The sequence below is a fragment of the Methylobacterium sp. yr668 genome, from assembly GCF_900116245.1.
Taxonomy (GTDB): Bacteria; Pseudomonadota; Alphaproteobacteria; order Rhizobiales; family Beijerinckiaceae; genus Methylobacterium.
Window position 1 is genome coordinate 60,444 of the sequence record NZ_FOZY01000027.1, and the last position, 26,878, is coordinate 87,321.

General features: G+C 67.7%; 19 protein-coding genes and 4 pseudogenes. 5 read left to right on the plus strand and 18 right to left on the minus strand.

Annotated elements, in window-relative coordinates; all coding sequences use genetic code 11:
- The first annotated feature begins 78 nt into the window (after nt 1-78).
- The 3 genes and pseudogenes from BM419_RS24920 to BM419_RS24930 all read left to right on the plus strand — a co-directional run bounded on the left by BM419_RS24920 (nt 79) and on the right by BM419_RS24930 (nt 4,027).
- The gene (locus BM419_RS24920) at nt 79-2,703 is read left to right on the plus strand and encodes a cation-translocating P-type ATPase (protein ID WP_244540854.1); all 2,625 of its coding nucleotides are present in this window, start codon (nt 79-81) and stop codon (nt 2,701-2,703) included.
- 51 nt (nt 2,704-2,754) lie between these two features.
- On the plus strand, nt 2,755-3,051 hold the full coding sequence (locus BM419_RS24925; protein ID WP_091682926.1) for a hypothetical protein: 297 nt from the start codon (nt 2,755-2,757) through the stop codon (nt 3,049-3,051).
- Nucleotides 3,052-3,166: 115 nt separating this feature from the next.
- Nucleotides 3,167-4,027 (plus strand): annotated as a pseudogene (locus BM419_RS24930) (universal stress protein).
- 219 nt (nt 4,028-4,246) lie between these two features.
- Here the strand turns inward: BM419_RS24930 and BM419_RS24935 are convergent.
- From BM419_RS24935 to BM419_RS32580, 9 genes are all read right to left on the minus strand, one after another.
- Nucleotides 4,247-5,269 (minus strand): efflux RND transporter periplasmic adaptor subunit, encoded by a 1,023-nt coding sequence (locus BM419_RS24935; RefSeq protein WP_091927985.1) that lies wholly within the window; start codon nt 5,267-5,269, stop codon nt 4,247-4,249.
- Entirely contained in the window at nt 5,253-6,554 is a 1,302-nt protein-coding gene (locus BM419_RS24940) for an ATP-binding cassette domain-containing protein (RefSeq protein ID WP_244540851.1), read from the minus strand. The genes BM419_RS24935 and BM419_RS24940 overlap by 17 nt, the downstream gene beginning before the upstream one ends.
- Before the next feature lie 172 nt (nt 6,555-6,726).
- A complete protein-coding gene (locus BM419_RS24945; protein ID WP_091927986.1) occupies nt 6,727-7,095 on the minus strand; it encodes an SPW repeat protein in 369 nt (122 codons plus the stop codon).
- Between the two features lie 980 nt (nt 7,096-8,075).
- Nucleotides 8,076-8,462 carry a hypothetical protein gene (locus BM419_RS32035; protein ID WP_139257108.1) on the minus strand — a complete coding sequence of 129 codons (387 nt, stop codon included), beginning with the start codon at nt 8,460-8,462 and terminating at the stop codon, nt 8,076-8,078.
- A gap of 279 nt (nt 8,463-8,741) precedes the next feature.
- Nucleotides 8,742-10,202, minus strand: coding sequence for a methyl-accepting chemotaxis protein (locus BM419_RS24950; protein WP_091927987.1), 1,461 nt, complete (start codon nt 10,200-10,202; stop codon nt 8,742-8,744).
- A 440-nt stretch (nt 10,203-10,642) separates the two neighbouring features.
- A complete protein-coding gene (locus BM419_RS24955) occupies nt 10,643-10,972 on the minus strand; it encodes a hypothetical protein (protein ID WP_139257109.1) in 330 nt (109 codons plus the stop codon).
- Nucleotides 10,973-11,101: 129 nt separating this feature from the next.
- Nucleotides 11,102-12,799, minus strand: a complete 1,698-nt coding sequence (locus tag BM419_RS24960) for a methyl-accepting chemotaxis protein (protein ID WP_091928006.1) — start codon at nt 12,797-12,799, stop codon at nt 11,102-11,104.
- 143 nt (nt 12,800-12,942) lie between these two features.
- Nucleotides 12,943-15,348, minus strand: a complete 2,406-nt coding sequence (locus BM419_RS24965; protein ID WP_091927989.1) for a putative bifunctional diguanylate cyclase/phosphodiesterase — start codon at nt 15,346-15,348, stop codon at nt 12,943-12,945.
- Nucleotides 15,341-15,478, minus strand: coding sequence for a hypothetical protein (locus tag BM419_RS32580; protein ID WP_170855247.1), 138 nt, complete (start codon nt 15,476-15,478; stop codon nt 15,341-15,343). Before BM419_RS32580 ends, BM419_RS24965 begins: the two co-directional genes overlap by 8 nt.
- A 423-nt stretch (nt 15,479-15,901) precedes the next feature.
- Between BM419_RS32580 and BM419_RS24970 the strand changes: the two genes are divergently transcribed.
- Nucleotides 15,902-16,999, plus strand: coding sequence for a PAS domain-containing protein (locus BM419_RS24970; protein WP_244540852.1), 1,098 nt, complete (start codon nt 15,902-15,904; stop codon nt 16,997-16,999).
- Between the two features lie 576 nt (nt 17,000-17,575).
- On the opposite strand, the gene BM419_RS24975 is transcribed toward BM419_RS24970, so the two are convergent.
- The 3 genes from BM419_RS24975 to BM419_RS24985 form a co-directional block, all read right to left on the minus strand.
- The gene (locus BM419_RS24975; RefSeq protein WP_091927991.1) at nt 17,576-17,974 is read right to left on the minus strand and encodes a response regulator transcription factor; all 399 of its coding nucleotides are present in this window, start codon (nt 17,972-17,974) and stop codon (nt 17,576-17,578) included.
- Between the two features lie 88 nt (nt 17,975-18,062).
- Nucleotides 18,063-18,671 (minus strand): response regulator FixJ, encoded by a 609-nt coding sequence (gene fixJ / locus BM419_RS24980; protein WP_091927992.1) that lies wholly within the window; start codon nt 18,669-18,671, stop codon nt 18,063-18,065.
- On the minus strand, nt 18,661-20,211 hold the full coding sequence (locus tag BM419_RS24985; RefSeq protein WP_091927993.1) for a PAS domain-containing sensor histidine kinase: 1,551 nt from the start codon (nt 20,209-20,211) through the stop codon (nt 18,661-18,663). The genes fixJ and BM419_RS24985 overlap by 11 nt, the downstream gene beginning before the upstream one ends.
- Nucleotides 20,212-20,473: 262 nt before the next feature.
- Here BM419_RS24985 and BM419_RS24990 point away from each other — a divergent pair, with 262 nt between their 5' ends.
- Nucleotides 20,474-21,334 (plus strand): universal stress protein, encoded by an 861-nt coding sequence (locus BM419_RS24990; protein ID WP_091927994.1) that lies wholly within the window; start codon nt 20,474-20,476, stop codon nt 21,332-21,334.
- A 272-nt stretch (nt 21,335-21,606) separates the two neighbouring features.
- Here the strand turns inward: BM419_RS24990 and BM419_RS24995 are convergent, their stop codons facing one another.
- The 6 genes and pseudogenes from BM419_RS24995 to BM419_RS25020 form a co-directional block, all read right to left on the minus strand.
- Nucleotides 21,607-22,011, minus strand: a complete 405-nt coding sequence (locus tag BM419_RS24995; RefSeq protein ID WP_091927995.1) for a BLUF domain-containing protein — start codon at nt 22,009-22,011, stop codon at nt 21,607-21,609.
- An 80-nt stretch (nt 22,012-22,091) separates the two neighbouring features.
- Nucleotides 22,092-22,418: a c-type cytochrome gene (locus BM419_RS25000; RefSeq protein WP_091927996.1), complete on the minus strand. Its 327-nt coding sequence runs from the start codon at nt 22,416-22,418 to the stop codon at nt 22,092-22,094.
- Nucleotides 22,418-23,230, minus strand: coding sequence for a universal stress protein (locus BM419_RS25005; RefSeq protein ID WP_091927997.1), 813 nt, complete (start codon nt 23,228-23,230; stop codon nt 22,418-22,420). The genes BM419_RS25000 and BM419_RS25005 overlap by 1 nt, the downstream gene beginning before the upstream one ends.
- 99 nt (nt 23,231-23,329) lie before the next feature.
- Nucleotides 23,330-25,255: pseudogene (locus BM419_RS25010) on the minus strand (heavy metal translocating P-type ATPase).
- Between the two features lie 150 nt (nt 25,256-25,405).
- A pseudogene (locus BM419_RS25015) lies at nt 25,406-26,614 on the minus strand (IS3 family transposase).
- Between the two features lie 53 nt (nt 26,615-26,667).
- Nucleotides 26,668-26,878 (minus strand): annotated as a pseudogene (locus tag BM419_RS25020) (transposase); the annotation flags it as partial.

A 26,878-nucleotide genomic window follows, 5' to 3' on the forward strand; every position in this document is an offset into this window, starting at 1 on the left:
GCGGCCATCGAACCCTTGTCGTCCGACCCGCAGGTGGCGACCGACCGTGCCATGCCGGCTATGGGGCAGGCTCATGCCATGCCGGTCGAGGACGTTCCCGGGCACTTCGGGACGAGCGTGCACATGGGCCTTACGGAGGCGCAGGTCCGGCAAAGGCTCGCCCGAGCGGGTCGAAACGTAATCGCCACGAAGGAGCCGACCGGCGCGCTCGTCCTGTTCCTGCACCAGCTTGCCAGCCCCGTCGTCTACCTGCTAGCGGCGGCCGGTGGGCTCTCGCTCTACTTCGGCGATTGGCGGGAGGTCGTCGCCGTCGTAGCGGTCCTGGCCGTCAACACCGGTCTCGGCTTCTTCACCGAGTTGAGGGCGGTGCGGTCCGTCGAGGGATTGCGGGCGCTCGGGACGCACTCGTCCCGCGTCCGTCGTGACGGGCAGGTCCGGGTGCTGGCGGCCGAGGATCTCGTCCCGGGCGACATCGTGCTGGTGGAAGGCGGGGATGCGGTCCCGGCCGACATCCGGCTGGTCGAGACTTCGAACCTGGGCGCGGACGAGTCGACGCTCACGGGGGAATCCGTGCCCGCGAACAAGTCGGCGGACCCGGTCGCTCCGGACGCGCTCCTGTCCGAGCGCTCGTCGATGCTCTTCCGGGGAACGCTGGTCACCCGCGGAAGTGCCATCGGCGTCGTCGTGGCGACCGGCGCCGGAACCGAGCTCGGCGGCGTCTCCCGCCTCGTGGAGCAGGCCGAGCCGGAGAGATCACCACTGGAGCGTCGCCTGGAACACCTATCCCGGCAGATGGTCTGGGTCGTCCTGATGGTGGTCGTTCTCCTCGCCGGCGTCGGCGTGGCGACCGGCAAGGACCTCCGCCTGACGATCGAAGCCAGCATCGCACTGGCGGTCGCAGCCATTCCGGAAGGGCTGCCCATCGTGGCGACTCTGACGCTCGCGCGCGGAGTGTGGAGGATAGCGCGCAGGAACGCGCTCATCGAGCGCCTTTCGGCCGTCGAGACGCTCGGGGCCACGACCCTCATCCTGACCGACAAGACGGGCACGCTCACCGAGAACCGGATGACGGTGCGGCATTTGTCGTCGCCCTCGGGCGATCTGCCCGTATCCGAGAGAGGGTGCGACCCGTCCAACGAAGCTCGACGCCTGCTCCGCGTCGCCGTGCTCTGCAACGATGCCGCCCTCGGAGCAGGCGTCGGAGAGGGCAGCGGCGACCCGATGGAACAGGCGCTTCTGCGAGCGGGGCGGTCCGTGGGCCTCGACCGCGAAGCCCTCCTGCACGACCGGCCGAAGATGGGGAAGCACGCCTTCGAGGCGGACACCCGCATGATGGCGACCGTCCACGCTTCAGGGCCGCGCTACTTGGTGGCGGTCAAAGGCGCTCCGGAGGCCGTGCTCGCCGCCTCGCGATGTACCGGCGATGGAAAGCGCGACCGCCCGCTCGACGCTGTCGACCGCCACCTGTGGCGGCGGCGGGTCGAGGATCTCGGCGCACGGGGCCTGCGGGTCATCGCCTGTGCCGAGAAGATGGCGGACGAGAGGGACATCCATCCGTTCGAGGAGCTCACGTTCCTCGGGCTGGTCGGGTTGGAGGATCCCGCCCGGGAGGACGTTCCAGGGGCGCTGGCAGCCTGCCGCGCTGCCGGCATACGCGTCGTAATGGTCACCGGCGACCACGCCGTCACGGCGCGGAGCATCGCGCGCGCAATCGGGCTCGCCCGACCGGAGGACAAGGTTGCGGAAGGGGCTCCCGCTGGCGGCCTGCCGGACGGGCACGAGGACATCGCGGTCTTCGCGCGGGTGAGCCCGGCCGAGAAGCTGGCGCTGGTGCGTGCCTATCAGGACGTGGGTGAGGTCGTCGCCATGACCGGCGACGGCGTCAACGACGCCCCGGCCCTGAGGCAGGCGGACATCGGTGTCGCGATGGGCCAGCGGGGGACGGACGTGGCGCGCGAGGCCGCCGCCATGGTCCTCCTCGACGACGCGTTTCCGACCATCGTCGGCGCGATCCGGGAGGGACGGGTCATCTTCGACAACATCCGCCGGTTCGTCGCCTACCTCCTAGCCTGTAACTTGAGCGAGGTGATGGTCGTCGGGCTGGCGGTCGTGTCGACCTTGCCGTTGCCGATCCTGCCTTTGCAGATCCTCTACCTGAACGTCGTCACCGATGTCTTCCCGGCATTCGCGTTGGCGTTGGGAGAGGGTCGCGACGACATTTTACAGCGGCCGCCGCGGGACCCCAAGGAGCCCATCCTCGGGCGAAATCAATGGGTCCGGATCGTCCTGCATGCCGGCGCGATGACGGCATCGACCTTCGGCGCCTTGGCCGTTGCCGAGTTCTGGCTCGCCCTCGACCGAGCCTCCATCGTGACGGTCACGTTCCTGACGCTCGCCTTTTCCCAGCTCTGGCAGGTGTTCAACATGCGTGCCTCCGGTTCGAAGCACTTCCGGAACGAGGTCACGCGCAATCCCTGGGTCTGGGCCGCGCTGCTCCTGTGCACGGCGCTGCTCGTCGGACCGGCCTACCTTCCTCCCGTCGGCGCCGTGCTCGGCCTTGCCTCTCTCGGCTGGAACGGCTGGGCAATCGTACTACCGGCGAGCCTCGCGCCGCTCTTGGTCGTCCAATTCGGGACCTTCGTCGCAGGAGTAATCAAGCGGACCGCGCGAGGGCCGCACCGTTTGAGGTCCGACGGTCTTTGACACCGGCGACGTGGGTATCCTTGCGAGCTTTCAAACTGGAGCAGGATAGCGATGAACCCGATTGCGGCCGATTGGGATGCACGGGTTGAGCGGTTAACCGGCCGCCTTCCCGTGCGCCTGCGCGAGGCGGTCACGTGGCTGAGAAAGCCATCGCGGCGCCCGGTGCGGCTTGCAGCGGCGCTCGCGCTGATTGGGGGTGGCCTGCTGTCGTTCCTGCCCATCCTCGGCCTCTGGATGCTCCCCCTTGGCCTCGCCCTCCTGAGCGAGGACATCCCGTCGCTGAAGCCGCGGCTTGAGACGCTCGCCAGGGCCGTCGAGCGCGCCGTTTCCCGCTTCCGGAAGCCATGATCGGGCCGGATGCAGATGACCTGGCGCAGTCGTTGAACGTCCCGGTGTTGCGCTGGATCAAGGCGGGCCCGCCGCTACGATGGAGACTTGGGCGACAAGGCAGTCTGGACCCCTCATGTCCCTCCCGTCCTCCTCCCCCCTCGCCGCGTTCCGCGACATTCTGGTCGCCGTCACCGAGGAGGGCCGCGGCGACGAGCCCGAGACGGCGCTCGGCTATGGCCTCACGTTTGCCGCCACGGCGGGCTTCCACCTGACCGTGCAGTCCGCTGCACGTCGTTTGACCATGGTCGGCGGAGCGGGTTTGGGGTTCGTCAACGACCTCGTCGCGGGCGAGAACCGGCGCTTGCGCATCCTAGCGCAGTCCGTTGCCGAACGCGTCGCCGGGGACGCCGCGAGTGCGGGCGTGACCTGTAGGGCCGAGGCGCCTGCGCTCGCCTATCCGGACCTGATCGCACGAGTCACCGCTCTCGCTCGGCTCGCCGACCTGACCGTCCTGGATGCCGAGTCGCGGGAGGTGGATCTCGACCGCGACCTGATCGACGGGGTCCTGTTCGGGAGCGGTCGTCCGCTCGTCGTCGTGCCGGCGGGCCGCTCGGCGTTCTCCGCGCGGCGGGTCGTCGTCGCCTGGGACGGAAGCACACAGGCTGCCCGGGCCGCAAACGACGCGCTGCCGTTCCTGCGCGCTGCCGAGGCGGTCGAGATCGTATCGGTGGTCGGCGAAAAGGACTTGTCGGCCTCGGCCGCCGGCGCCGAATTCGCGCCGCACCTCGCGCGTCATGGCGTGAACGTTTCGGTGAACGTCCTGCCTGTCGTCGATGACGTTGCGGAGACGTTGAGGGCCCAGGTCGGACTGTTCCGCGCGGACATGCTGGTGATGGGAGCCTACCGACACCCGCGCCTGCAGGAATGATTCCTCGGCGGCGCAACCCGGTCACTCCTGACTCGAAGCCCGGTACCGCTGTTCCTCGCCCATTGAACGATCACGCGCCGGGTGTCGCGCCCGGGCTTTTCCGGCACCTGCGCCCAAAGCTTCGCGAGGGTCGGAAGACTCCCTGGCGCGCAGATGCTGACACCGGCGCACCATAGTGCGGAGCCACACGCGCTCCGCAAGGCCTATCCCGGCACAGGAGGCAGCTCGGCCCCGGACAGCCATTCGGCCTGGAATCCGTCCCCGCTCCGCTTTTTGGGTGATCTTTCAAGACGAAGCGCTGGGCTGCTTTGGAAACTCCAGCGGAAAATTGTTAAGCACCCGCCAGAGCTCGTAGCCCACCGACACCGTCTCCATCCGAATCCAGCCCCGCGCCTTTGCTCCGAGCGGGATGAAATCGACGTCAGGCCATGTGGGTCGCTCGGGGTGCTGCTCGACCAGCACGCGAAACAAGCCGCTCTGTTGCGCCGAGGGGTCAACAGCACGGACCCGCCCATCGAACATGCCGTGGGCTATCGAGGGCCAGCCGCTGAACTGGATGGCGGGCCAGCCCTCGAAGGCGAGGCGCACGCTCTGACCAAGCCGGATCAGGGCGATGTCTCGCCCGTCGACCATCAGCTCGACGACGCGTTCCGGCGCGTGCGGGGCGAGGGTGGCCAGGGTGTCCCCCGCGTTCACCAGCGTACCGGCCGCGGCGGCGTTGATGTGCAGGATGCGACCGTCCCTCGGGGCGCGCACGAGTTGCGCCGATTGGCGGTTCACTGTCACGTCGAGGCGGCTGAGCTTGGCCTTGGCCCCGGCCAGCTTGGCGCGCTGCTCCGCCACGCGGATCTGCGCGGACTCGAAGTTGCGCCGGGTCACGAAGCCCTTCTCAGCGGCCTCGCGCGTCTGGCTGACCTGGCTCTCCGCCACCTTCACGGCTTGATCGGCCGCCGCGATCTCGGCCTCGATCTGCTCCCGTTCGGCGGCGAGCCGCTTGAGAAGGAACGGATCGTTGTCGACGAGACGGGCGATGGGATCCCCGGCGCGAACCCGCTGGCTATCCTCAACGTACCATTGCTCAACCCTGCCCTGGACCAGGGCCGTGACCGTCTGGACCCGGTCGGCTGGGTTCGGCGCGATGATGCGCCCGATCCCAGCCGATGTCTGAACCCAGGGCACGTAGAGGAGGATCAGGACCGCGAGAACGGTCCCGATACCGATCATCCACCCGAGGGCGACCGCCGCGCGGGGAGGCCGGATCCCGGTCAGGGTTGGGAAATGACGGATGTGTTCAGGCCGCGACAGCATGCGTCCTCTCCCTCAGTATTGCCTTATCGTGCGGTGCCTCACGTTCGGTGGAGCGACCATAACCGTTGGGACCCAGCCGGATCTGGTCGTCGTGGACCGGCAGCAAGGGGCGGCGGGTGACGTGCAGCACCGTCGTGCCCACCGCTCGGAACCCTGCGAGCGCTGCCGCCACGCGATCCGGTGGCAGCAGGTCGAACAGCGCCGAAAGGACGACGAGCTTTGGGGGATGGAGCAGGACGGCGGCCAGTTTCAACGCGACGGCCTCGCCCGGCGAGAGCGGCGAGCTGGACGCGGATAGGGGGGTGTCGAGCCCGGAGAGCAGGCGTCGGATGCGGTCTGCCAATCCGACACGATCCAGGCACTCGTGGATCCTCGCGGGGCACGTCCCATTCCCGGCCGACAGGTACTCGCGGATGGTCATCTCGGCGAGCGTCGGCCGGTCCAGGACGACGATTTCCGAGTGCAGCCGCTCCGCACCGAACGCCGCGATGTCGGCTCCCCCGACCATCACCCATCCATGCTGCGGCCGGACCCTCCGCTCAATGAGTGCCGCGAGCGTCCGCTCGACACCCTCGTCCGCGGCAACGGCGAGGATCTCGCCGCTCTCGACTGCGAAGTCGAAGCGGAGGCCGTCGTGCTCGACGTCGCGCAGGCGCAGGTTCCCGTCGGCGGGGCCCGGGCCGTTCCATCCGTCGCCGCCCACCTGCTCGATACCCTCGAACAGCGAAAGCTCGTGGAGCGCGGCGGCGAGGTCGTAGAAGGTCCTCGCATGGGAGCCGAGTTGCGAAATCCCGTAGAAGGCACTCGACAGGACGAGTTCCGCGGCCACAAGTTGTCCGAGCGACAACTGCCCTTGCAGGATCAGCCAACGGCCCATCGCCAAGAGGCCGGCGCTCGCGACCGCGTAGACCAGGAGGAATCCGATGGTCTGCGCGAAGGTGTGTCGGAAGTGGCGGCGATGCACCTTCGCGTAGGTGGCCGTCAACGCCTCGGAACGGGCCAGAGCGGTCGTGAGCCGGCCGCCGTGCCTGTAGAAGCCATTCGAACTGCCGATGTTCTCAAGCCAGCGCGCCATCTCATGCTTGGCATGGCTCAGCGCCGCGCCGGACCGGACCGCCGGCCCCGCCCAGAGGAGTGCGATGACGACGAGCACGGTGGCAACCACCAGATTAAAGGCGAGGAAGAACGGGTGATAGAAGCTCGTTAGGACGAGACCGATCCCGGACTGCAGCAGGATCGCAAAGCCGCCGACCAGAAGATGTGGGACCGCCTTCTGGACCGTCATGAGGTCGAAGAAGGTCGTGGATGCCGGCGCAGCCGGCCGTGAAGGTCGCGGCGGCGGCGAGCGCGACTGGGTCGAGTGTCATGACGGCCTCCGGGAAGGGGGCTCTGGGGAGATCGGCCACGGCCGCATCGGGCGAGGTACCGGCGCGGCCGCTGCGGCGACGGACGGTCGGTCAGACCGAGCGCGCCTGGGTGGACACGAACAGCCGCCAGAGCTCGAATGCGGCCAGGGCGGCGACCGCGAGCCCGATCACGACGTGTGTCCACGTTGGCACGGCCGAGTCCGCGAAGCCGAGCGCCCACGGGGCAATGGACACCCAGAGGCCGACGGCGAGGTTTATGTACTCCTCCCAGTCGTAGGACTTGCTAAGGGCGAGCACCGCGATAATTGCGATGGCCATCCCGCACACGAAAGCGTTTCGGGCCCGGGCGGTCTCGCTTCCGAGGCTCAGGTACCAGGGCATCATGAGCAGAGCGACGCCGAGCAAGGCATTGAGGGCGTTTGGGATCATGTCCTCGGTTCGGTTCTCGATGGTTCGCATCGTTGCCTCCTTGCGGAAGAGGGGAGAACCGGGACCGGACACACTGAACACGGGGCCCCGGGGCGGCAGATGGCCTGCCGCCTCCTGAGATCGAGCATCCGACCATGTCGCTTCGAAGCATTGATGTGGCTCAAGATGAGCGAGGAGCTGCCGTCGCCTTAGCCCGCAGACACTCGGCATGCGTGGAGCCGGCGGCCCGGCCCGTACCTGATCAGATGATTGATTAACGGTCCCCAAGCGTGCAGCCCGCCGCGGGACTTCGCGGGCGCGGCGGCTTACGCGGAACGGCCCAGGGCCCAACGTCGAAGGGACCTCGGGTGCCTTCCCCGTTCCGGCTGGCTTCCAGGCTGGCGTGAAGGCCGCCAAACGACCTTGATCTGGCGCAATCCAGCTATGGTCACAGACGGCCCAAGGATTAGGTCGAGCGCGTGCTAGTGGTCGAACTCTGATGGATAAAACCCATACCCTGGGTCTGCTGCCGACCCACAACAGTCAATTAACTGCGACCTTGTCGATCTCAGAAGCGGACGCATCGAGTGCTGCCTCTGAGGCAGTAATACGCGCATTAAGGCCAATCAGTGAGTTACTAATGTATTCAGTAAATTAAATAAAATTACCTGATTGAGTGCCACGATACTCGATCGTTGCAATCTTTTCAAATGGTCGCAGTGCTAATTTGCCTCGGTGCTCATCACCGACGGCTAAATTAGATTATCATTGTCAGGCGCTGCTGGCACGCAAAATGTTCTCGCCAAGGATAGCACCAGCACCTAGCTTTTACGGAACAGCTCTTCCAAGCGCCGTTTGCAAGCGACGGGTCAGCTTCTATCCATTGCCTATACGGAGTGCCCCGCCTAAAGCGAGCATGGCAGCTATCCACGTCCTCCCAATCTGACCTCACAAGTGGGAGCGATGCGGCCAGTAGCACATGGATCCCACCGTAGCGCATACGTTAAGCGAACTTCTCGGTTTCTAGTGGGTCAGACCCAATTTATCGCAATCATGAACTCAGAGAGGGCAGTCATGCCTGCCTCTGTGATGGTCCACTCAATAACGGAATTACCGCGCAGATGATGCGGGCGCGGACCTCCGATCCGTTGGATAAGACCCAGACGTTCCAGAAGGAGATTTCTCGTATCGTCGGCCGCCATCTCGCGGTTGCGTGCACCGATCAAAGCGAGGCGCTCGCCTTGTGTTTTCTTCAATAGATCGCTCACCGCTTGGCCTGTTCGTCTGCGCCGGTGGTCCGAATCGAGAACAAGGAGGCCGGCATGTGATCGTCGCACCTCCCGCGTTGCAGGATCCTGCAAGAATCCCTCGACGCTCCGCTCGCCGGAGCGTCCGATCACCGCCTCGCCGTCACTCATAGTGATTATCGGTGTTGTGCAATTGATCATCACAGAGCGTTTGACCCTCTACCTGAAACGACGCTGCGTCCCGCGATGTCATTCATTCGCTCGAAGCTTACTCGTCTCGGCAATAGCGTAGACGAATGCCGCATCCTGCCGTGCACGATCTCAATCTGGCGCGTCGCAAAGCATGCCCGGGCCGGCGCCTTCACGAAGGGGCGATCGAGCAGCGTTCGCTTCAGGCCGCGCTTGGGCAGCCTGAAGCGGAAAGCTGGACTGGCCTCCTGATGCCTCTCATCAACCCGCCTTGAGGTACTTCTCCATGCTGGCACCGAGGCCGGCGGAATGCGCCTCGAGCTTGTCGGAGATCCGCCGGACCATCTCTGCGAGTTGCCCCGTCTCTCCGGCCGCGGCCGAGACACCAGTGATGTTGGACGACATCTCCTGTGTCGAGGCGGCCTGCTCCTCGACGGCGCTCGCCATGGCCAGCGTGAGTTTCGAGAGCTCGGCCACCTCGTCGGTGATCAAGCGGATCGCCGTCACGGCCTCGCCGGTCGCCTTCTGGATGGCGTGAACCTTGTGGGTGATCTCGCCGGTCGCCCGCGCCGTCTGGCCGGCAAGTTCCTTGACCTCCGTGGCCACAACCGCGAAGCCGCGCCCGGCCGCGCCTGCACGCGCCGCCTCGATCGTGGCGTTGAGCGCGAGGAGGTTGGTCTGGTCGGCGATCGACTTGATCATTCCCACCACCGCGTCGACCTCGCCGGCGTTGGCCGCGAGATTGCGCACCGTTGCGTCCGTCGCCGTCGCCTGGTTGGCGATCTGCTGGGTGCGTTCGGAGACCCGCCCGACCTGGCCCGAGATCTCGTGGATCGAGCTGGTCATCTCCTCGGATCCCGCCGCCACGGAGTTCGCGCGCTCGCTCGCCGCGTCTGCCGAGCGGTTCAGGCCCTCCGCCGAATCTTTCATCTCGCCGATTGCGGTCCCGAGTGCCTCGACGACGCCAGCGACGTCCTCGGCCATGGCAAGCTGTGCGGTGATGACCGACCAAGTCAACATGGGCCCAACATAGGCTCCATCCGCGTCGGTGATGGCGGAGACCTGCAAGTCGAGGGTCTCGGGTCCGACCTTGATCTTGGTGCGGTGGGGCAGTCGGCGCGCGTCAGCCAGCATGTTTCGTTGATGATGCGGATTCTTGTGGAACACGTCGAAGGACTGACCCATCATCTCGGAGACCCTGATCGGCAGATACCGCTCGATAGCTTCCAGCGTCTTGCGCGAGGTGTTGTTGATGTAATTGATCTTGAAATCGTTCTTCGGGTCTGCGGTCATGACCGCGACCGGCATCTCGTCGATCATGCGCAGCAGTCGGTTGGTCTCGCTCTTCTTGGCCGTGATGTCGCTGGCGAACTTGATGACCTTGAACGGCTTGCCGTCGGAGCCCAGGATCGGATTGTAGGTGGCTTCGAGCCAGACCTTCGCGCCGGACCGCGCGCGGCGGGGAAATTCGCCGGACGCAAACTCGCCGGCTCGCAGCTTCGACCAGAATTCGTCGTATTCCGAACTACTGGCCATCTCCTCGCCGACTAGGATCCGGTGGTGTTTTCCCTGCAGGGAAGCCAGATCGTAGCCCACGACGGCCAGAAAATTCGGGTTGGCGCGCAGGATCGTGCCATCCATACCGAACTCGATGATGGCCAATGAGCGCGTTAGCGCGTCGATGGTGGCCTGGGTTTCATTATAGGCAGACTTACGGAACATGGCGCAACTTTCATTGGACGCCATATCGTGACATAGAGACAATAAGCTGGACTTAGCAGCACCTCCGAATCCGGCCTCGAACGTGCGGCGCCACGTTTCATTTCGAGGAATTTTTGGAGCCTGATACAGATATCGGTCGGATCATGAACTATTCCGTGTCAGATGGATCCTCGCCTTCAGTCTTCGCTGCTGCCGGCGAGCGGACAGCGGTTGTCAAATGACCAAAGCCGGTCCGAGCGCGCGCGTCGGGAGCTGCTGCGCGCGGTGGCACGGCTGGCGACGGTACGATCCGCGCGTCAGGTCGAACGTGGTACTTCCGGTCGCTTGACCTGCGCCTTCATCCGCGCCGAAGCGTCCGCCCGGTGTACGGAACTCGCTCAGTCTGGGACAGAGCCGTGATCTGGATCGCCTATCCCGCATTCGCGAGATTAGGGCAAAGGCTACCGCGAAGCCTCCTCCAAGTCCTCTTCGTCTGAGAGCCGAAGGAATTCCTCGACCTTCGCGACGTTGCGCTCCGCCAAGGCGAGGACTTTCCAGGCCGCGGCCAGCACCTCCGGCTCGGCGGCCAGCCTCTCGTCCGGCGCTTTGAGGACCCGTCTGAGGCCGCCCGCCAGAGCCCGCATCGACGCCGCGGCCTGACGGATCTGCGCGATCCGCGGACCGATGTCCTCGCCGGAATCGAGGCGCCGGCGCAGGTCCAGAAGCATCGCGCGGGCGCTCTCGGCGCCCGGGATGGTGCCGAGAGGGATAATGTCGGCCATGGCGATCACGCCTGCCCGACCCGGTACGGGCCGCAACGCCGGTGCCCCGCCGCGGCATCTCCCCGGCAACCCGGCCGAAGCGTGGGATTGGCCCCGAGGCCCGGGACGCTGGCTGTGCTGCACGCCATCGGGATCGCCTCAGGCCGCGCGCACGGTGGTGAGGAAGCGCGTCATCTCCGCTGCGAGCTGCTCGGCGTGTCGCGACAGCTCGCCGGACGACGCCAGCACCTGGGTCGCCGCCGCGCCGGTAGCCTCCGACGCTGACGCGACTCCGGCGATGTTGCCGGTCACCTCCGCGGTGCCCGTCGCCGCCTGGGCGACGTTGCGCACGATCTCCTGGGTCGCCGCGCCCTGCTGCTCCACGGCGGCGGCAATGCTGGCCGCCACCGTGTTGATCTCGCGGATGCGCCCCGTGATCGCGCCGATGGCCGAGACGGCCTCGCCTGTCACGCCCTGGATGCGGCCGATATGGCCGCCGATCTCGTCCGTCGCCCGGGCCGTCTGCGAAGCGAGTTCCTTGACCTCGGCTGCGACGACCGCGAAGCCTTTGCCGGCCTCGCCGGCCCGCGCCGCCTCGATGGTCGCGTTCAGCGCCAGGAGGTTGGTTTGGCCAGCGATGGCCGAGATCATCGCGACGACGTCGCCGATTCTCGCGACGGCCGTCGTGAGGTCCTCGACGAGCCGCGCCGTCCGGTCGGCCTCGCCGACAGCGGCCTGGGCGAGGGATGCCGATCCCTGTACCTGACGGCCAATCTCCTGAACCGAGCTCCCGAGCTCCTCGGAGGCCGCCGCCACGGTGCCGACGTTCGACGCTGCCTGATCGGCCGCCGCAGCCACGGCCGTGGACTGCGTGGCCGTCTCGGTCGCGGTCGCCGTCATCGTCGCGGCCGTGGCCTGCAACTCCGTCGCGGAGGCCGAGACCATCCCGACGATGCCTCCGACGGCCCGCTCGAAGCCGTTCGCGAGGTCCATCATGAGGCGCCGTCGCTCGGCGCCGGCCGCCGCGTCGGCGGCGCGCTTCATCTCCGTGTCCTCGACGGCCTTCCGCGCGACCATGGCCCGGATGTCCGCAACGGCCTTGCCGACCTGGCCGATCTCGTCGCGACGGGCGGCCTCCGCGATGTCGGCATCGATATCGCCCTCGGCCATGCGCTGCAGAACGGCGACCAGCCGCGTCAGGGGCCGCGTCAGCCCGAAATGGACGATGGCGAACGCGATGGCCAGGGCCGCGAGCAGCCCGGCGACCGCGGCCGTGACGAGGACCGTCGTCGCCCGCTCCGCGCTCGCCTGGGCCTCCGCCTTCGCCTGGGCGAGCTCGGCCGCGAGATTGTCGATGCGCGGCTGGACGAGGTCGCGGACCTTGTTGCGGGCCGCGAGACCTTCGGAAAGCACGATTGTCCGCGCGGTCTCGGCGTCCCTGTCGAGGGCCGCCGCGTTCGCGCGCCCGACGATGTGGAAATAGGCCTCGACGGCCTCTCGCAGCTTCTGATTGACGGCCCGCCGCTCGGGCGAGTTCGACAGCGCGATCAGCCTGTCGACCGCCACGTAGGCCTGTTTCACGGCCTCGTCGTAGCGCGATCGGTACGTGGCCTGCTCGGGCGGCCGGTCCTCGATGAGAATGTTCCGATTCTGAACCGTCGCCTCGAGGACGTTCGTGCGAACAGTCAGGATATTCTCAAGTCGCGCGGACTGAACATCGACGATGTGCTGCGTCTTCTCGTTCAACTCATCGAAGACGCCGTGCGCGCGATACACGAGCCCCCCGGCGACAGCGGCGACCAGCAGCAGCGGGATCGTAACCTTAGTAACAATCTTGAGGTCCGACAGGCGCGACATGTAATGATGCTCCATTACTTCTGAATTTTGAAGTCGCCGCATTTAAAGACGCGTTGCCTGGCAATCGCGCTCTGGGGGGCGTCCTCAGCGCGACAAGAGAGATTTTCTGCCTTTCGGCAGTGACGCGATGCGCCGCCCGTCAACTACGAGGCGCGGGCCAGCGACAGGACCGGGCGCGCGTCGGCGGTCGGGCTCCCGTCCGGATCGCTGGCGCTCACGCTTGGCGGCGGCGCAGCACCCTCGATGCGCGCGATCAGCGCCGCAACCTCGTGGACCGGGCGCGCCGGGCTGTAGAGGAAGCCCTGCGCGATGTCGCAGCGCTTGTCCCGGAGGACGTCCAGTTGCTGCCGGGTCTCCACGCCCTCCACCGTGACGCTCATCGACAGGGCCCGCGCCATTCGGGCGATGGCCTCGACCACGGCGACCTTCTCGGGGCGACCTTGCAGATCGCGCACGAAGGAGCGGTCGACCTTCACCTTGTCGAACGGGAATTCGGTCAGGTAGCTCAGGCTCGAGTAGCCCGTGCCGAAGTCGTCCAGCGCGATGCGCACGCCCGTCGCGCGCAGGCGCTTCAGGTTCTCCAGAACCTCCGGACCGTGGTCGAGCAGCACCGACTCGGTGATCTCGATCTCGAGCCGATCTGGCGCGAGGCCGGTCTCGCGGAGAACGGCCGCGACCTCGGCGTGGAAGCCCGGCATCCGCACGTGGATGGAGGAGATGTTCACCGCGATCTTCAGGTCGGACCACGTGCGGGCGTCGGTGCAGGCACGGCGCAGGGCCCAGCGGCCGATCTCGACGATGAAGCCGGTCGCCTCGGCGATGGGAATAATCTCCCCCGGCGAAACCCAGCCGTACCCGGGCTTGTTCCACCGCAGCAGCGCCTCGAAACCGGCGACACGACCGCTCCGCATGTCCACCAGGGGCTGGTAGTGCAGCTCCATCTCGTCCGCCGCGAGGGCCGCGCGCATGTCCAGGTCGAACTGCCGCTGACGGACGACCCGCTCCTCCAGCGACGGATCGAAGGTCCGCCAGCAGCCCTTGCCGTCCGCCTTGGCGGCGTAGAGGGCGAGGTCGGCGCGCATGAGCAGGCTGGCAGGCTCGATCGCGTCGTCCGGCATGTAGGCGATGCCGACGCTGACACCGACCTCCAGCCGGGCCTCGTCGATCTGGAACGGGCGGCGCAGCTCGGCCACCACGCGGGCGGCGAGGGCCTCGGCCGCGGGCCGACCTAGATCGCGGACGACCATCGCGAACTCGTCGCCGCCGAGGCGGAACAGGCTGTGCGGTTCACCGATGGCGAGCAGGCGTGCAGTGACCGCGCGCAGCAATCGGTCGCCGACGAGGTGGCCGCGACTGTCGTTGACGGCCTTGAAGCCGTCGAGGTCGAGATAGAACAGCGCACTCGGTCTCTCCGCCGTGCGAACCGTGCGGCAGAGCGTCCCCAGCGCGTCCTGGAAACCGCTGCGGTTCGGCAGTCCGGTCAGGCTGTCGTGACCCGCCAGGAAGGCGATGCGGGCCTGCGCCTCACGGCTCTCGGTGGCGTCCGAGCCCACGCCGCGATAGCCCGCGAACGCTCCCTGCGCGTCGAAGACGGGCTTGCCGTTGAGCGTGATCCAGCGCGTGCCGGCCGCGGTACGGAGCCGGATGGTGCGATCGCGGAAAGGCGCGCGCGCCGCGATCGCCGCGGCGACGGCCTGGGCGTCCGCGCCGTCGCCGTCCGGGTCGGCGAACGCGCGCAGAAGCTCGGACAGCGGCCGGTGGCGCAGCCCGGCGACCTCGACGCCGAGCAGGGCGGCGACAGCGGCGCGGGCCTGCCGAAGGCGCCCGACCGTGTCAGTTTCCCAGAGCCAGTCGCTCGTGCCCTCGGCGAAATCCTTGAGGAGGAACCCGATGGTCTCGCTCTGCGCCTGCACCATGACGCGGTCGCAGAGGCGCTGGTAGGAGTGCCGGCACATCCGACGCGCGCTCACGAAGACGAAGGCCGCGTACAGCGACAGCAGCACGGCGACGTACTCGCCGACCGGGCTCTCGCAACCGGCGAGCCCGACGAAGATGCCGGCCACCACCGGCGCCACGGCCAGGAGTGCCAGGGAGAAGATCGGGCCCGCCACGTAGGCGTGCGAGATCAGGGCGGCGCAGACGGCCCCGACCACGATCCGGTAGGCATTGTCGACCGAGGGCAGCAGGATCGCCGGCATGCTGGCCCAGGCGAGACCGCGGCCGAGCGCGAGGCCGTGAAGGACGGCGAAGGCCTCCCGGGCGATCGATCGGTCGCCGAGGCGGCCGCGATAGCGGCGCATCGCGATCATAGCCACCGCGCACAGCGCCGTCACCGCCGCCGCGAGACCGGACAGGTAAGCGTGCGAGACGATGCCCCAGAAGATGGCGGCCAGCGCGAGCACGACGGCGGCCTGCGTAACCGCCGAGTATCGGCCGAGTTGCAGCGTCTCGGCGAGCATCGTGGCGCGCATCGCCTCGCGCAGGCGCGCGTCCTCGTCGGGCAGGTGCACCGCGTCGTCGACGCCCATCGGCAGGATGATCTCACTCATGGCCGCGCCCGTTCGAGGACGTCGAACCGTCGGCGGCGATCACCCTGCCGCGGAGGTCGAACTGGATCGACGCCGGTGCACTGTCGAGGGTGCTCGACTTCGCCCGGTATTCGGCATTCGGCAGCGACATTCAGGTACCCAGGCAGGAGACGGCTCGCCGCGTCTCCGGTGCGAGGATGACCGCTTCGGACTGCCAGAGTCTCAAGCCGATCGCCGGAATTCCTGTTCAATCGCGCTTGAGGGGATCCAATTTCCTGTCATTCCGCCGGACACATCCGAAGCTTCGGGCGCAGTGGAATTTTTTGTTCCATTCTGCGGCATATCCATCGCGCTCGACCGATAGATACCTCGTCGAATTCTGGTATCCATCGATCGCCAAAAAGGCAGCCGACGCAGGCTTCCTTTTCCAAGCGATCGATGGCCTGCACGACGCTGACAGCCGCCACTAAATGTCAGTTAATATGGATCGAATGCTGTCTTCTTAACGCTTTCACGGCCACGATTATGGCATTTCGCATCTCAGTTCTGGAGCGCTGGCGATCGGGGTGAGGCGATGCCGACACGTGCATTGATGCGTCCACAGTCGAAGACCGAGATCGGCGTCGCCCCGCGCGGCTTCTCCTCGCGCCACTACCTGAAACTGATCGAGGATACGGGAAAAATCGGCTTCTGGTCGGCGGACCTGCTTTCCGAGCGGCTGGACGCGTCGCCGGGCCTCTACCGGATTCTGGGCCTCGACCCGACCACAGAGATGACCTTCGGCTTCGGGCTCGACATGATCCACCCGGAGGATCAAGCCGCGCACGGTGACCAGATCGCCGTGCTGCGCTCCGGCCAGCCGGTCAGTCGTGAGTTCCGCATCATCCGGCCGGACCGGACCCAGCGCTGGCTCCTGCACCACGCCGAGGTCATGCTCGGCGCGGACGGGCGCCCGAGCCAGGGCATGGGCGTCGTGTTCGACGTCACGGCGCAGCACGAGACCATGAACGCGCTCATGCAGCGGCATGACCGCCTGAACGCGCTGATCGCCGCGACGGCAGCGGTCTTCTGGGTCAACAAGGCGAACGGTGAGCCGAGCGAGATGCCGCAGTGGATGGCCCTGACCGGTCAGTCTCATGCGCAGATGCAGGGTCTGGGCTGGCTCGACGCCGTCCACCCGGACGACCGCTCCCGCACGCTCGCGGCCTGGACCACGGCGGTGGAGCACACGGCGCCCTACAACACGGACTATCGCGTCCTGTGCGCGGACGGGATCTATCGCTGGTTCAATGCCCGCGGCGCGCCGGTCCTGAACAAGGACGGCTCCGTCCGAGAATGGGTCGGGGTGTGCCTCAACGTGCCGGGGCGAACCCGCTACGGGGCCCCGCCGCCCGATGCTGCGCTGCAGCAGGGAATCGTGCAGGCCACGCCCGCTGACGAGACCCTGACTTCGAGCCAAATCCGCTCGGCCCGTGCGATCACGGGCCTTTCTAAGGATGATCTTGCCGCGTTGGCCAATGTCTCGGTCTCGACACTCAATCGGCTGGAGGACCCGACCTCGGCGGTTCGGTCGCGCTCGGACACCCTGCTCGCCGTGCGTCGTGCGCTGGAAGAGGCGGGCGTCGAATTCATCTTCGAGGCAGGCAAGAAGCCCGGCGTCCGCGAGGCTTAACCGCGCTTCAGCTTCAGGCCGCTCGACCGTCCGGTGCATTCGGCACCTGACCTCGCCGGCATTTCAGACCGAGCAGAGGGAGCGGTTATTGTATGACAGCTGGGTCGCATGACAACGCTTACCGCGCTCCAGATTTTACGGTTTGACCTCTCACCCGAGTGAGAGGAGATTGTCGCGCTTCGTGTCTTTAATCCCTCATCGGCGGCCCGTGGCTTCGCCTCCTGTCGACCTACGCTACGCTCGGCCTCTGTCGCACGGTTACAAATGGCCTTAGCGGAGGGCTGGAACTTGCGGGCGAAGTGCGCCGGACTGCGGCTGGCGCTCTCCAGATCGATCATCTGCCGACGAAACTCAGTGGTTAGGGAGAACGGGCTTAGGCATCGGGAAATCACCTCACGCGAAAGCGTTCTTTGTCTACATCGAATCTGGGCAATCCTACTCGCTGCAAGTCCGATCTTCTGGCTCCGGGTTCCGAAAGTGGCCTGGCAGAAAACCACCCTTCTCGGACGTCCCGGAGCGGGTATTAGGCATCCAATTTCCACCGTCAGGGCGCAGTGGCGCGGTCGAGGCCTCGTTTCAGCTCCGTAAGGCTCGTTTGGCCGAAACCTCAGCCGCTTCGTTGGCGAGCAGGCCGAGGAGCGCGTCAAACACCAGCGGCTTATCGACTAGGGGAACGCCCGCGGCCCTGGCGCGCGCCCGGATGCCCGGGTCGGGATGGCCGGTGATCAGCACGACGGGCACATGTGCGTCGAGCTCGCGCAGATGGCCAAGCACCTCAAGACCATCCATCCCCGGCATGACGTGGTCGAGCAGCACGAAGGCCGGTCGCGGACCGGGGAAGGCCGCCAGCAGATCGTGGCCGTCAGCGAAGGTCTCGACGCGGTGACCTTCGCACTCGATCAGGAAGCGGGTGGAGTGCAGGACGGCCGGATCGTCATCCACGACGTAGATGAGGCTCTGAGGGGCCGATGGCATGGTGGTCGCCGTCCGGTGTGGCTCGCGGTTGAAGACGCCACCTTGCGGAAAGGACCGGGCGCTCGCCTTGACCTGCCTCAAGCCGGCGTCAGGCGAGCCCAGCCAGCACTGACCAGCGCACCAATTCCTGCAGGCTCTCCGCTCGCGTCTTTGCCATGAGCTTGGCCCTGTAGATCTCGACGGTGCGTGGGCTGATGTCGAGCGAGCGGCCGATTTCCTTGCTGGTGCGGCCGGCCACAAGATGATCCAGAACCTGCCGCTCGCGCTCGCTAAGGGTCCCAACGCGTCGAACGAAATCGCGCACCGTCGGGTCGACAGTTCCGGCGACCCCGCCACGCTCCGAGGCCGACCTAAGCGCCTGGATCAGCGCCTCGTCGTCGAACGGCTTCTCGATGAAATCGCAGGCGCCGAGCTTCATCGCCTCGACCGCGAGCGGCACATCCCCGTGCCCTGTCATCATGACCACCGGCAAGGTGTGTCCCATCGCCCGCAAACGGCGCAGCAGTTCCAGCCCGTCGATGCCGGGCATGCGGATGTCGGTCAGGACGCATCCCGCGGCGGGCTTCGCCAGCGTTTCGAGGAGGCGCGACCCGGCCTCATAGAGCGCGACCTCGAAGCCGGCGGTGTCGAGCAGAAAGCCGACCGAATCCCGCATCGCCGGGTCGTCGTCCACGACGTGCACGAGGCTAACTGCCATTGGCCGTGTCTCCCTCGGCGGCGGTCGGCAAAGTCAGACGGAATGTGGCACCTCCGGCTGCGTTGCGCTCGGCCGTCAGGCGGCCGCCATGCGCCTCGATGATGGTGCGGCAGATCGAGAGGCCGACGCCCATCCCGCTGGCCTTGGTGGTCACGAATGGCCGGAAGAGGCGGTCCGCGACCTCGTCCGCGATGCCGGGGCCGGTGTCCGACACTGTGATCTCGACCATCTTCGCGGATAACGCATGGGCGTCGACGGTCATCTCGCGCCGTTCGCTCTGCTGCATGGCCTCGCGCGCGTTCCGCATGAGATTGACCAAGACTTGCTGGATCTGGACCCGGTCGGCCAGTACGGCCTTCAGGCCGGCGGCCACCCGGATCTTAGCAACGACGCCCTGTTCCCTGGCACCGATGAAGGCCAGGGCGCTTGACTCCTCGATCAGCCGCGAGACCGGCTCCAGCCGTCGCTGCGTCTCCCCGCGGGTAACGAACTCCCGGAGCCGGCGAATGATTTGGCCGGCCCGCAGGGCTTGCTCGGCGGTCTTGTCGAGAACGTCCAACGACTTGGCGATGGCTTCCGGGCCGGACCGCGCGAGCAACCGACGGCAACCCTTGGTGTAGTTCGCGATGGCGCCGAGCGGCTGGTTCAGCTCGTGCGCCAGGGTGGACGCCATCTCGCCCATCGCGCTCAGGCGGGAGACGTGGACGAGCTCGGTCTGGAGTTCCTGGAGCCGGGCTTGCGTCTTCTGGTGTTCGGTGAGGTCGTTGATGAACCCGGTGAAGAACACCTGCTCGCCCGAGCGCATCTCACCGATGGCGAGCTCCATCGGGAACGTCGTGCCGTCGGCCCGCCGGCCGGTTACGATCCGGTTGGTGCCGATGATGCGCCGCTCCCGCGTCCGCCGGTAATGGTCGAGGTAGCCGTCGTGCTCGCCCCGCATCGGTTCCGGCATCAGAATGCGGACGTTCTGCCCGGCCACCTCGCCAGCCGCGTAGCCGAACAGCCGCTCGGCTGCGGCGCTGAAAGAATGGATGAGGCCCGCCTCGTCGATGACGACCATGGCTTCGGGCACGGTGTCGAGGATCGAGCGCAGGTGCGCCTCGCGCGCCCGGATGTCCTCTTCGGCCCGCTTCTGCTCGTCGATGCTCTGGACAACCCCGCGATGGCGCGCCGGCCTGCCAGCCGCGTCGAGGTTCACCCGCCCGCGCGAGCGCAGCCAGCAGACGGACTCGTCCGGCCGCACGACGCGGTAGTCGACCTCGTAGCTCCCGCCCTCACGCAGCGCTTTCTGGATGGCGTCAGCGCGGGCCTGGCGGTCGTCCGGGTGAACCAACGCCTGTGAGTCAGCGAACGTGGTCAGCCGCTCGGGCGGCACCCCGAACAGGCGCGCGCAGGTCGGGGATACCGTGGCCCGCCCGGTCGGGATGTCCAAAGACCAGACGCAGATCCCGACTTCGTCGAGGGTCTGCCGAAGCTCGTCGCTCGCTCGCGTGACGTCACGCTCAAGGTCGGCGCTGGGCCGGTCGACGGTGTCCGTCATCGAGCGCACCCGGAGAAGTCCTGCGCGCGGCCGTTGTGGAACTCGCCCGTGTCCGACCGCCACCCGGCTGCATCTCGTGCCCAGTTATTATTGCGATTTCGGAGCGGGGAACAGCCGCAGGTGCGTATTCGCGGCCCGGGTCGAGTAGCTCTTTGGGCCGAACCGGCACCGATACCGCGTCGCTCCGGCCGCTTGAGATGGATCAACGCCGCGCAGCCACGACGGGAGGAACTATGGGATCGGCTCAACCCGGAGAACTTCCATGTCCAGATTCAGCCCTTCGCACTTGGCAGGCATTCGCGACGTCCTCGTCGGCACCGCCGTGGAGGGCGAGCGCGAGGAGGCCTCGTCGGCCATCGGCTACGGCCTGACCTTGGCCAAGGCCGCCGGCGCCCACCTCACCGTCCAGTCGGCCTCGTGGCGCCTCTCGGGCGACGACGCCTGGCTCGGCGAGTTCGACTACGAAGGCGTCTCGGTCATGGACCGCCGGCTCGACGCCCTGGCCCGCTCCGTCGCCGAGCGCTCGGCTGGGGATGCCGCGCAGGCCGGCGTGGTCTGCACGACGGAGACGCCGAGCCTGCCGTATCCGGAGATCGTGAACCGTCTCGCCGCCCGCGCGCGCCTGCACGACCTGACGGTCCTCGACATCGGTCCGCGGACGTACGACCTCGACCGCGAGATGGTCGAGAAGGCGCTGTTTCACAGCGGCCGGCCGGTCATCGCCGTCCCGCCGGGACACGACGCCTTCGCGGCACGGCGGATCATCGTCGCCTGGGACGGCAGCGCCCAGGCCGCCCGCGCCGCCAACGACGCCTTGCCGTTCCTGCGTTCGGCCGAGGCTGTCGAGATCGTCTCGGTCGGCACCGAGGCAGAGATCCAAGAAGGGGTGCCAGGCGCCGAGTTCGCACCCCATCTCGCGCGGCACGGGGTAAACGTCAGCGTCAACGACCTGCCGAAGGGGGAGAGCGTCGCCGACACGTTGCGCGCCCAGGCCGGCTTGTTCCGGGCCGACATGATCGTGATGGGTGCCTACCGGCACTCCCCCACGCGTGAATACTTTTTCGGCGGGGTGACCCGCTCCTTCCTGAGGGGCAGCCCGGCACCGCTGTTCCTCGCCCATTAAGCCCGGGAGGCCGACCGTGTTCAAGCAAGGATCTTCAGGGAGCGGCCCGACCGGTCGGGCCGCCCGGAGACGCGGTACCCCGAGCGCGCGCAGCAAATCCGCACCGGCAAAGCTCGATGTCGGGGAGGTGCCGCCTCAGGTGCGGGCACCGAACAGGCCGGAGTGGCCCGGCCCGATAAACGAGGAGGAGCGCGCCGCCCTGAAGGCCGGCTGGAGCTTCGTCGAGTAAAGCGGCCGCGCACCGCTTCAGGCGGCCCGGGCTTGCCGGGCCGTCAAATTCGTGCGCGCGCGAGTCCCCCAATGGCCTGGATCAAGCGGCGCACGTCGCCTCGATGTGGCAGGGGCGTGGCGCGCTCGGTTAAAGTTCCGATCAGCCCATCGACAAAAACGGAGGCGCCGGAATAGGCCAGGGTCCAGTCCGCGAAGCGCCGCCTGTCGATGTCATCGTAGACCAGCACCTCCACGCCTGCATGGCGCCGATCGCGCTGGATGCTGTCCATCAGCGCGTCTACCGCGGCGCGGGGGCCTTCGAGGATCTGTGCGAATCGCCCGCGCGACGCGACGAGCGCTCCGGTGACGCCGAGTTGAGCGTTCCTCGCCAGCGACGTCTCGACGATGTTCCGGACCTCAGCATCGGAGGACGTCCGACGGCTGACGTAGAGAAGCGACCCTTCCATGGTGCTCGTCCCTTTCGGGACTCGGCGTCCCGTCGAACCCTCGTCCTCGATGTCCGGCTACCTGCGCCTTGACGTCCGTCTCACCGCCTCATCGTCTGCATATAGGCCGTCAGGTCGGCCGCATCGCTCGGGTCGAGCCGGAAGTCCGGCATGGCGGGATGCCGGCGTTCGACGCCTTCGTCCAGAACGTCGGCGAGGTCGCCTATGGGGAAGCTCTCGGCGAGCTTGCGGAGCGGAGGCGCCTCGCGCATCGGGCTCTCGCCCGTCATACGCACTGCGTGACAGCGAGCGCAGACGATGCCCGCGAGGGCCCGCCCGCGCGCGGCGGAAGCCTCCTCCGCCGCGGCAGGCCCGGCGAGCAGTCGGAGCGCGACGCTCGCAACGAGCAGGACACGCTTGCCGGTCATCAATGGCACATCAGGCTGCAAAGGGGCGAACGGTCCAACAGGTCTCGCGTCACGCCGCCGAATATCCACTCCCGCAACCGGGAATGGCCGTAGGCGCCGAGGACGATCAGGTCGGCATCCTGCATCAGGGCGAAGCGCAGGATCTCCGAGCCGTCGTCGTCCTTCGTGTGCAGGCGGTGCGGTGTGACGTGGGCACCGTGCCGCGCGAGGTGGTAGGCGACGTCTTCCGCGCCCGTAAGGTGTGCGTCCGTGCCGACCGTCGCGACGAGGACCTGGTCCGCCTCCCGCATGAGAGGCAGCGCGGCCGACACCGCCCGTCGTGCTTCGGGGCTATCCTTCCAGGCGACCAAGATGCGCGCCGCCTTCAGGTGCGCGGTCCTCGGCGGCACGACCAGGACCGGCTTGGCTGCCTCCATGATCACGGGCCCGGGCGGCACGCCGAGAGGTCCTGGATCCTGGTCTCCGAGACCCTTCCGGCTCACGACCACGAGGTCCGCGGCGCGCGCCTGCTCGATGAGATGTGCGGTGGCGTCGGCGAAGCACCAGCGCCAGTCGGTGGGAATGCCATCCCCGACGAAGCGTTCGAACGACGCGTGCGCCTGTTCCAGGATGGCTTGTATCTGCGCCTTGTTGCGGCCTTCCTGGTCAATGGCATCGTAGATGTCCCGCACCAGGATGGGGGCCGGAACGGTGTGGGCGGCCACACCTGTCACGGTCGCCCCGAAGCGTCGGGCCAGGTCGGCGGCAAGCCGTATCCGATTCGGTGCGGCCTCGCCGAGGTCGGCGGACACGAGGATGTTCGCGTAGTCCATGGCGGCCTCCGTTGTGCGTCGATGCCGACGAAGGGAGCTTGGTCCTGGCGGGAACGGGCCACCTTGATCCATCGCAAGTTCCGCGGGCTGTCGACAGCCTCATGGATGCCGCGCAACTTCCCGCGCCGTCGGCTTGCGAGCGTCCTGGGAGCCGCCGAGCGCACGCATGGCGTTGAGGATGACCGCCACGTCGATAACCTCCTGGAGCAACGCGCCCTGAAGGGGCGAGAGGTGGCCCAGCGCCGCCGCAGTCATGCCGGCGAGCGACAGGCCGAGGCCGATCCACACGCTCTGAAGCGCGATAGTGCGGGTCCGCTTGGCGATGCGGATGGCATCGGGCAGCGGGGCCAGGCTGTCGACCAGCAGGACGACGTCCGCGGCTTCGGCCGCGGCCGCCGCACCCCTCGCGCCGAGTGCCACGCCGAGATCGGCGGCCGCCAAGGCCGGCGCGTCGTTCACCCCGTCGCCGACCATCATCACGGGCCCGTTGCGACGCTCGGCGGCCACGGTGTTCGTCTTCGCCGTCGGGTCGAGGTCGGCGGCGACGGCGTCGACGGGCAGACCGGCGACGAGCGCCTCGGCGACGGCACACCGATCTCCGGTCGCGAGCACTACCCGCTCGATGCCGCACGCGCGAAGTTCCAGAAGCGCGATGCCGCCGTCCGCACGGAGCGGGTCGGCGAACTCCAGGATGGCGGCCGGCGCGCCATCGATGGCGACCAGAACCGTCGCCGCGGCTGCCGCCAGGCCTCGCGCCTCGTCCTGTATCCGGAAGTCGATCCCGTGGATTCGCATCAGGTGCAGCCCCCCGACGACGAGGTGCCGCCCGTCCACGTGTCCGGTCACGCCTTCCCCGGGCGTCTCCACGACGGCTTCGGGTTGAGAGAGCGTCCGACCTCGTCGGCGCGCCTCCTCGACCAGTGCCTGCCCGACCGGGTGCCCCGAGGCTTGTTCGAGAGACGCCGCGAGTCCCAGCACCTCGTCCTCGGGAAAGGCGCCGAGGATCCGCATGGACACCATCCGGGCGGTGCCGTGGGTCAGGGTGCCGGTTTTGTCGACGACCAGGACGCGGACCTTGGCCAGCATCTAGAGGGCGCCACCGCCCTTGATGAGGACGCCGATGCTGGCGGCGCGGGAGAGGCCGGAGACGAGCGCGACGGGCACCGCCAGTATCAGCGGGCACGGGGTGGCGACGACCAGCACGGCCAGCGCCCGAAGGGGGTCGTCGGTGGCGAGCCAAGCGCCTCCGGCCAGCAGCAGCGTGAGAACGAGGAAAACGAGCCCGTACCGGTCCGCCAGGCGTGCCATCGGCGCCTTCCGGGCTTGCGCCGCCTCCACGAGGCGGACGATCCCGGCATACGTGCTCTCGGCCGCGGGCCGCTCCGCCACCAAGGTGAACGGCGTGCCCGCGTTCACCGTACCGCTCAACACGGCCTCGTTCGCTCCGAAGCTGACCGGCAGTGCCTCGCCGGTGAGGCTGGACCGGTCGAGGATGGCGCGACCTGCGGCGACCCGCCCGTCGACCGGCACGACGTCGCCGACGCGCACCAGGATGCGGTCTCCCGGGACCAGCGCCGCGAGCGGCACCTCCGTCAGGGCGCCACCGTCCTCGCGCATGGCGGTGCGTGGCTGGCGCGCGACCAGCGCGGTCATCGCCCTGCTGGCACGGCCGGACGCGTACGCCTCCAACGACTGGCCGCCGGCGTACATCAGGGCGATGACGGCGCCGGCCAGCGGCTGCGAAAGCGCGAGCGCGCTGCCCATCGAGAGCAGGGCGACGAGGTCGAGGCCGACGTCGCCCTTCGCCAGGCTCGTCACAACCTGGAACACGAGGGCTCCGAGGACCGCCAGGGTCGCGAGGGTCCAGGCCGCCGCCGCGATATCTGCCCGACCGATGACCTGCACAGCCAAGCCGACACAGAGGCCGGCAAGCGGCAAGGCTGCAAGCCACCCGTGCACGCCCGGCATCCATCCGGCGGTCACCGGTCGATACGTCCCGGGCGAGCTTAGGGCTGACGTCTTCATGTCTGGCCCTCCCGTTTGAGCCTACGAGATGAGCTCGGTCCGGCTTCGCAGGCCTTGCGCTGGATCAACGCGTCGCGGCGGGACCGCGGAGTCAGCTGGAGTTGGAGTTGGAGTTGACCCGTTTTGGTGGAGCGGTGGAACGCTTGCGGATCAAGGGTTGGCGAGCATCTCCTGTTCGTAGCGGATGGGTGAGCGATAACCGAGCGCGGAGTGCAGGCGCACGGGATTGTAGAAGCCCTCGCTGAAGGTGAACACGGCCATGCGGGCCTGTGCTTGAGAGGCGAAGCGCCGGCGGTCGAGCAACTCGCACTCCAGCGTCGCGAAGAAGCTCTCGCACATTGCGTTGTCGTAGGCGTCGCCCACCGAGCCCATGGAGGGCCGCACGCCCGCTTCGCGGCAGCGACCGCCGAAGGCCAGCGACGTGTATTGCGATCCCTGGTCGGAGTGGTGGATCACATCGCGCGGTCGGCGCTGCATGATGGCCATCTCCAGTGCGTCGAGCACGAGTTCGGTCCGCAGGTGGCTGGCCATCGACCAGCCCACGACGCGCCGGCTCCAGGCGTCGACCACCACGGCGAGATAGAGGAAGCCCGCGGCGGTCAGCACGAAGGTGATGTCACCTACCCAGAGCTGGTTGGGGGCCTCGGCCGAGAAGGTGCGGTCCACGAGATCGGGCACGGGGCGAGCCTCCCGGTCGCGTCGAGTGGTCACGACGCCTCCGCGCTGGCGGCTGACGCCGACAAGGCCCGCCTCGCGCATCAGCCGCGCAATGCGCTTGCGTCCGTGTCGTGCGCCCTGCGTTGCCAGCGTAGCGTGCACGCGCGGCGCACCGTAGATTTCGCCCAACCCAGCGTGAGCGGTGCGGATCTGCTTCAACAACGCGGCATCCGCCACGGCACGGACGGAGGGCGTGCGCTGCCGCCAAGCGTGATAGCCGGCTTCCGACACGCCGAGCAGGGTTCCCATCGCGGCAGGCCGCGATGGGGTGCCCGCTGCGTGCCATGGCCGCAATGGGGAAGACGGCCTGGTTCGCGCTCATGAACTGGAAGAGCCCGACGGCACCGCGCCGCTCTCCCGTGCGAACCAGGCCGCGGCTTTTGAGAGGATGTCGCGCTCCAACCGAAACTGCCGCACCTCGCGGTGTAGACGGGCCAGTTCCTCCCGCTCGGCGAGCGTCGGGACGTCATTCTTGGAGGCGCCACGGCCCTCACCGCGGTCGGCTTGAGCGCCCCAGTTGCGGATGGCCTGGGCGGAGGGCTCGAACTCGCGGGCGAGATCGGCCGGGTCGCGTCCGGCGCGGACCAATTCGACCATCTGGCGGCGGAACTCGGGGGCGTAGGGCGGGCGTGTATGAGGCATGGAGCGCACCTCGTGCGGAAAGTCTGGAGGGCTCCACGAGACCGGGTCAACTCCATGGCGAGGTAGTTTGCGGCTCGCTTCTCGTAGCGGGTGGCGATGCGGCGATACTGTTTGAGCCGACCGATCAACCGCTCGACCTTGTTGCGCTGGCGATAGGCGGCTTTGTCGAAATCGAGCTGGCGGGGCTGATCCTTGCGGGTGGGGATCACCGGCTCGACCCGGCGTTGTCGGAGGCGACGACGGGCCGGCGGACTGGAGTAGCCC

Coding starts and splice junctions, on each gene's coding strand:
- BM419_RS24920 (WP_244540854.1), top strand. CDS start 79: ATGCCGGTCGAGGACGTTCCCGGGCACTTCGGGACGAGCGTGCACATG.
- BM419_RS24925 (WP_091682926.1), top strand. CDS start 2,755: ATGAACCCGATTGCGGCCGATTGGGATGCACGGGTTGAGCGGTTAACC.
- BM419_RS24935 (WP_091927985.1), bottom strand. CDS start 5,269: ATGCTGTCGCGGCCTGAACACATCCGTCATTTCCCAACCCTGACCGGG.
- BM419_RS24940 (WP_244540851.1), bottom strand. CDS start 6,554: ATGACGGTCCAGAAGGCGGTCCCACATCTTCTGGTCGGCGGCTTTGCG.
- BM419_RS24945 (WP_091927986.1), bottom strand. CDS start 7,095: ATGCGAACCATCGAGAACCGAACCGAGGACATGATCCCAAACGCCCTC.
- BM419_RS32035 (WP_139257108.1), bottom strand. CDS start 8,462: ATGAGTGACGGCGAGGCGGTGATCGGACGCTCCGGCGAGCGGAGCGTC.
- BM419_RS24950 (WP_091927987.1), bottom strand. CDS start 10,202: ATGTTCCGTAAGTCTGCCTATAATGAAACCCAGGCCACCATCGACGCG.
- BM419_RS24960 (WP_091928006.1), bottom strand. CDS start 12,799: ATGTCGCGCCTGTCGGACCTCAAGATTGTTACTAAGGTTACGATCCCG.
- BM419_RS24965 (WP_091927989.1), bottom strand. CDS start 15,348: ATGAGTGAGATCATCCTGCCGATGGGCGTCGACGACGCGGTGCACCTG.
- BM419_RS32580 (WP_170855247.1), bottom strand. CDS start 15,478: ATGTCGCTGCCGAATGCCGAATACCGGGCGAAGTCGAGCACCCTCGAC.
- BM419_RS24970 (WP_244540852.1), top strand. CDS start 15,902: ATGCCGACACGTGCATTGATGCGTCCACAGTCGAAGACCGAGATCGGC.
- BM419_RS24975 (WP_091927991.1), bottom strand. CDS start 17,974: ATGCCATCGGCCCCTCAGAGCCTCATCTACGTCGTGGATGACGATCCG.
- fixJ (WP_091927992.1), bottom strand. CDS start 18,671: ATGGCAGTTAGCCTCGTGCACGTCGTGGACGACGACCCGGCGATGCGG.
- BM419_RS24985 (WP_091927993.1), bottom strand. CDS start 20,211: ATGACGGACACCGTCGACCGGCCCAGCGCCGACCTTGAGCGTGACGTC.
- BM419_RS24990 (WP_091927994.1), top strand. CDS start 20,474: ATGTCCAGATTCAGCCCTTCGCACTTGGCAGGCATTCGCGACGTCCTC.
- BM419_RS24995 (WP_091927995.1), bottom strand. CDS start 22,011: ATGGAAGGGTCGCTTCTCTACGTCAGCCGTCGGACGTCCTCCGATGCT.
- BM419_RS25000 (WP_091927996.1), bottom strand. CDS start 22,418: ATGACCGGCAAGCGTGTCCTGCTCGTTGCGAGCGTCGCGCTCCGACTG.
- BM419_RS25005 (WP_091927997.1), bottom strand. CDS start 23,230: ATGGACTACGCGAACATCCTCGTGTCCGCCGACCTCGGCGAGGCCGCA.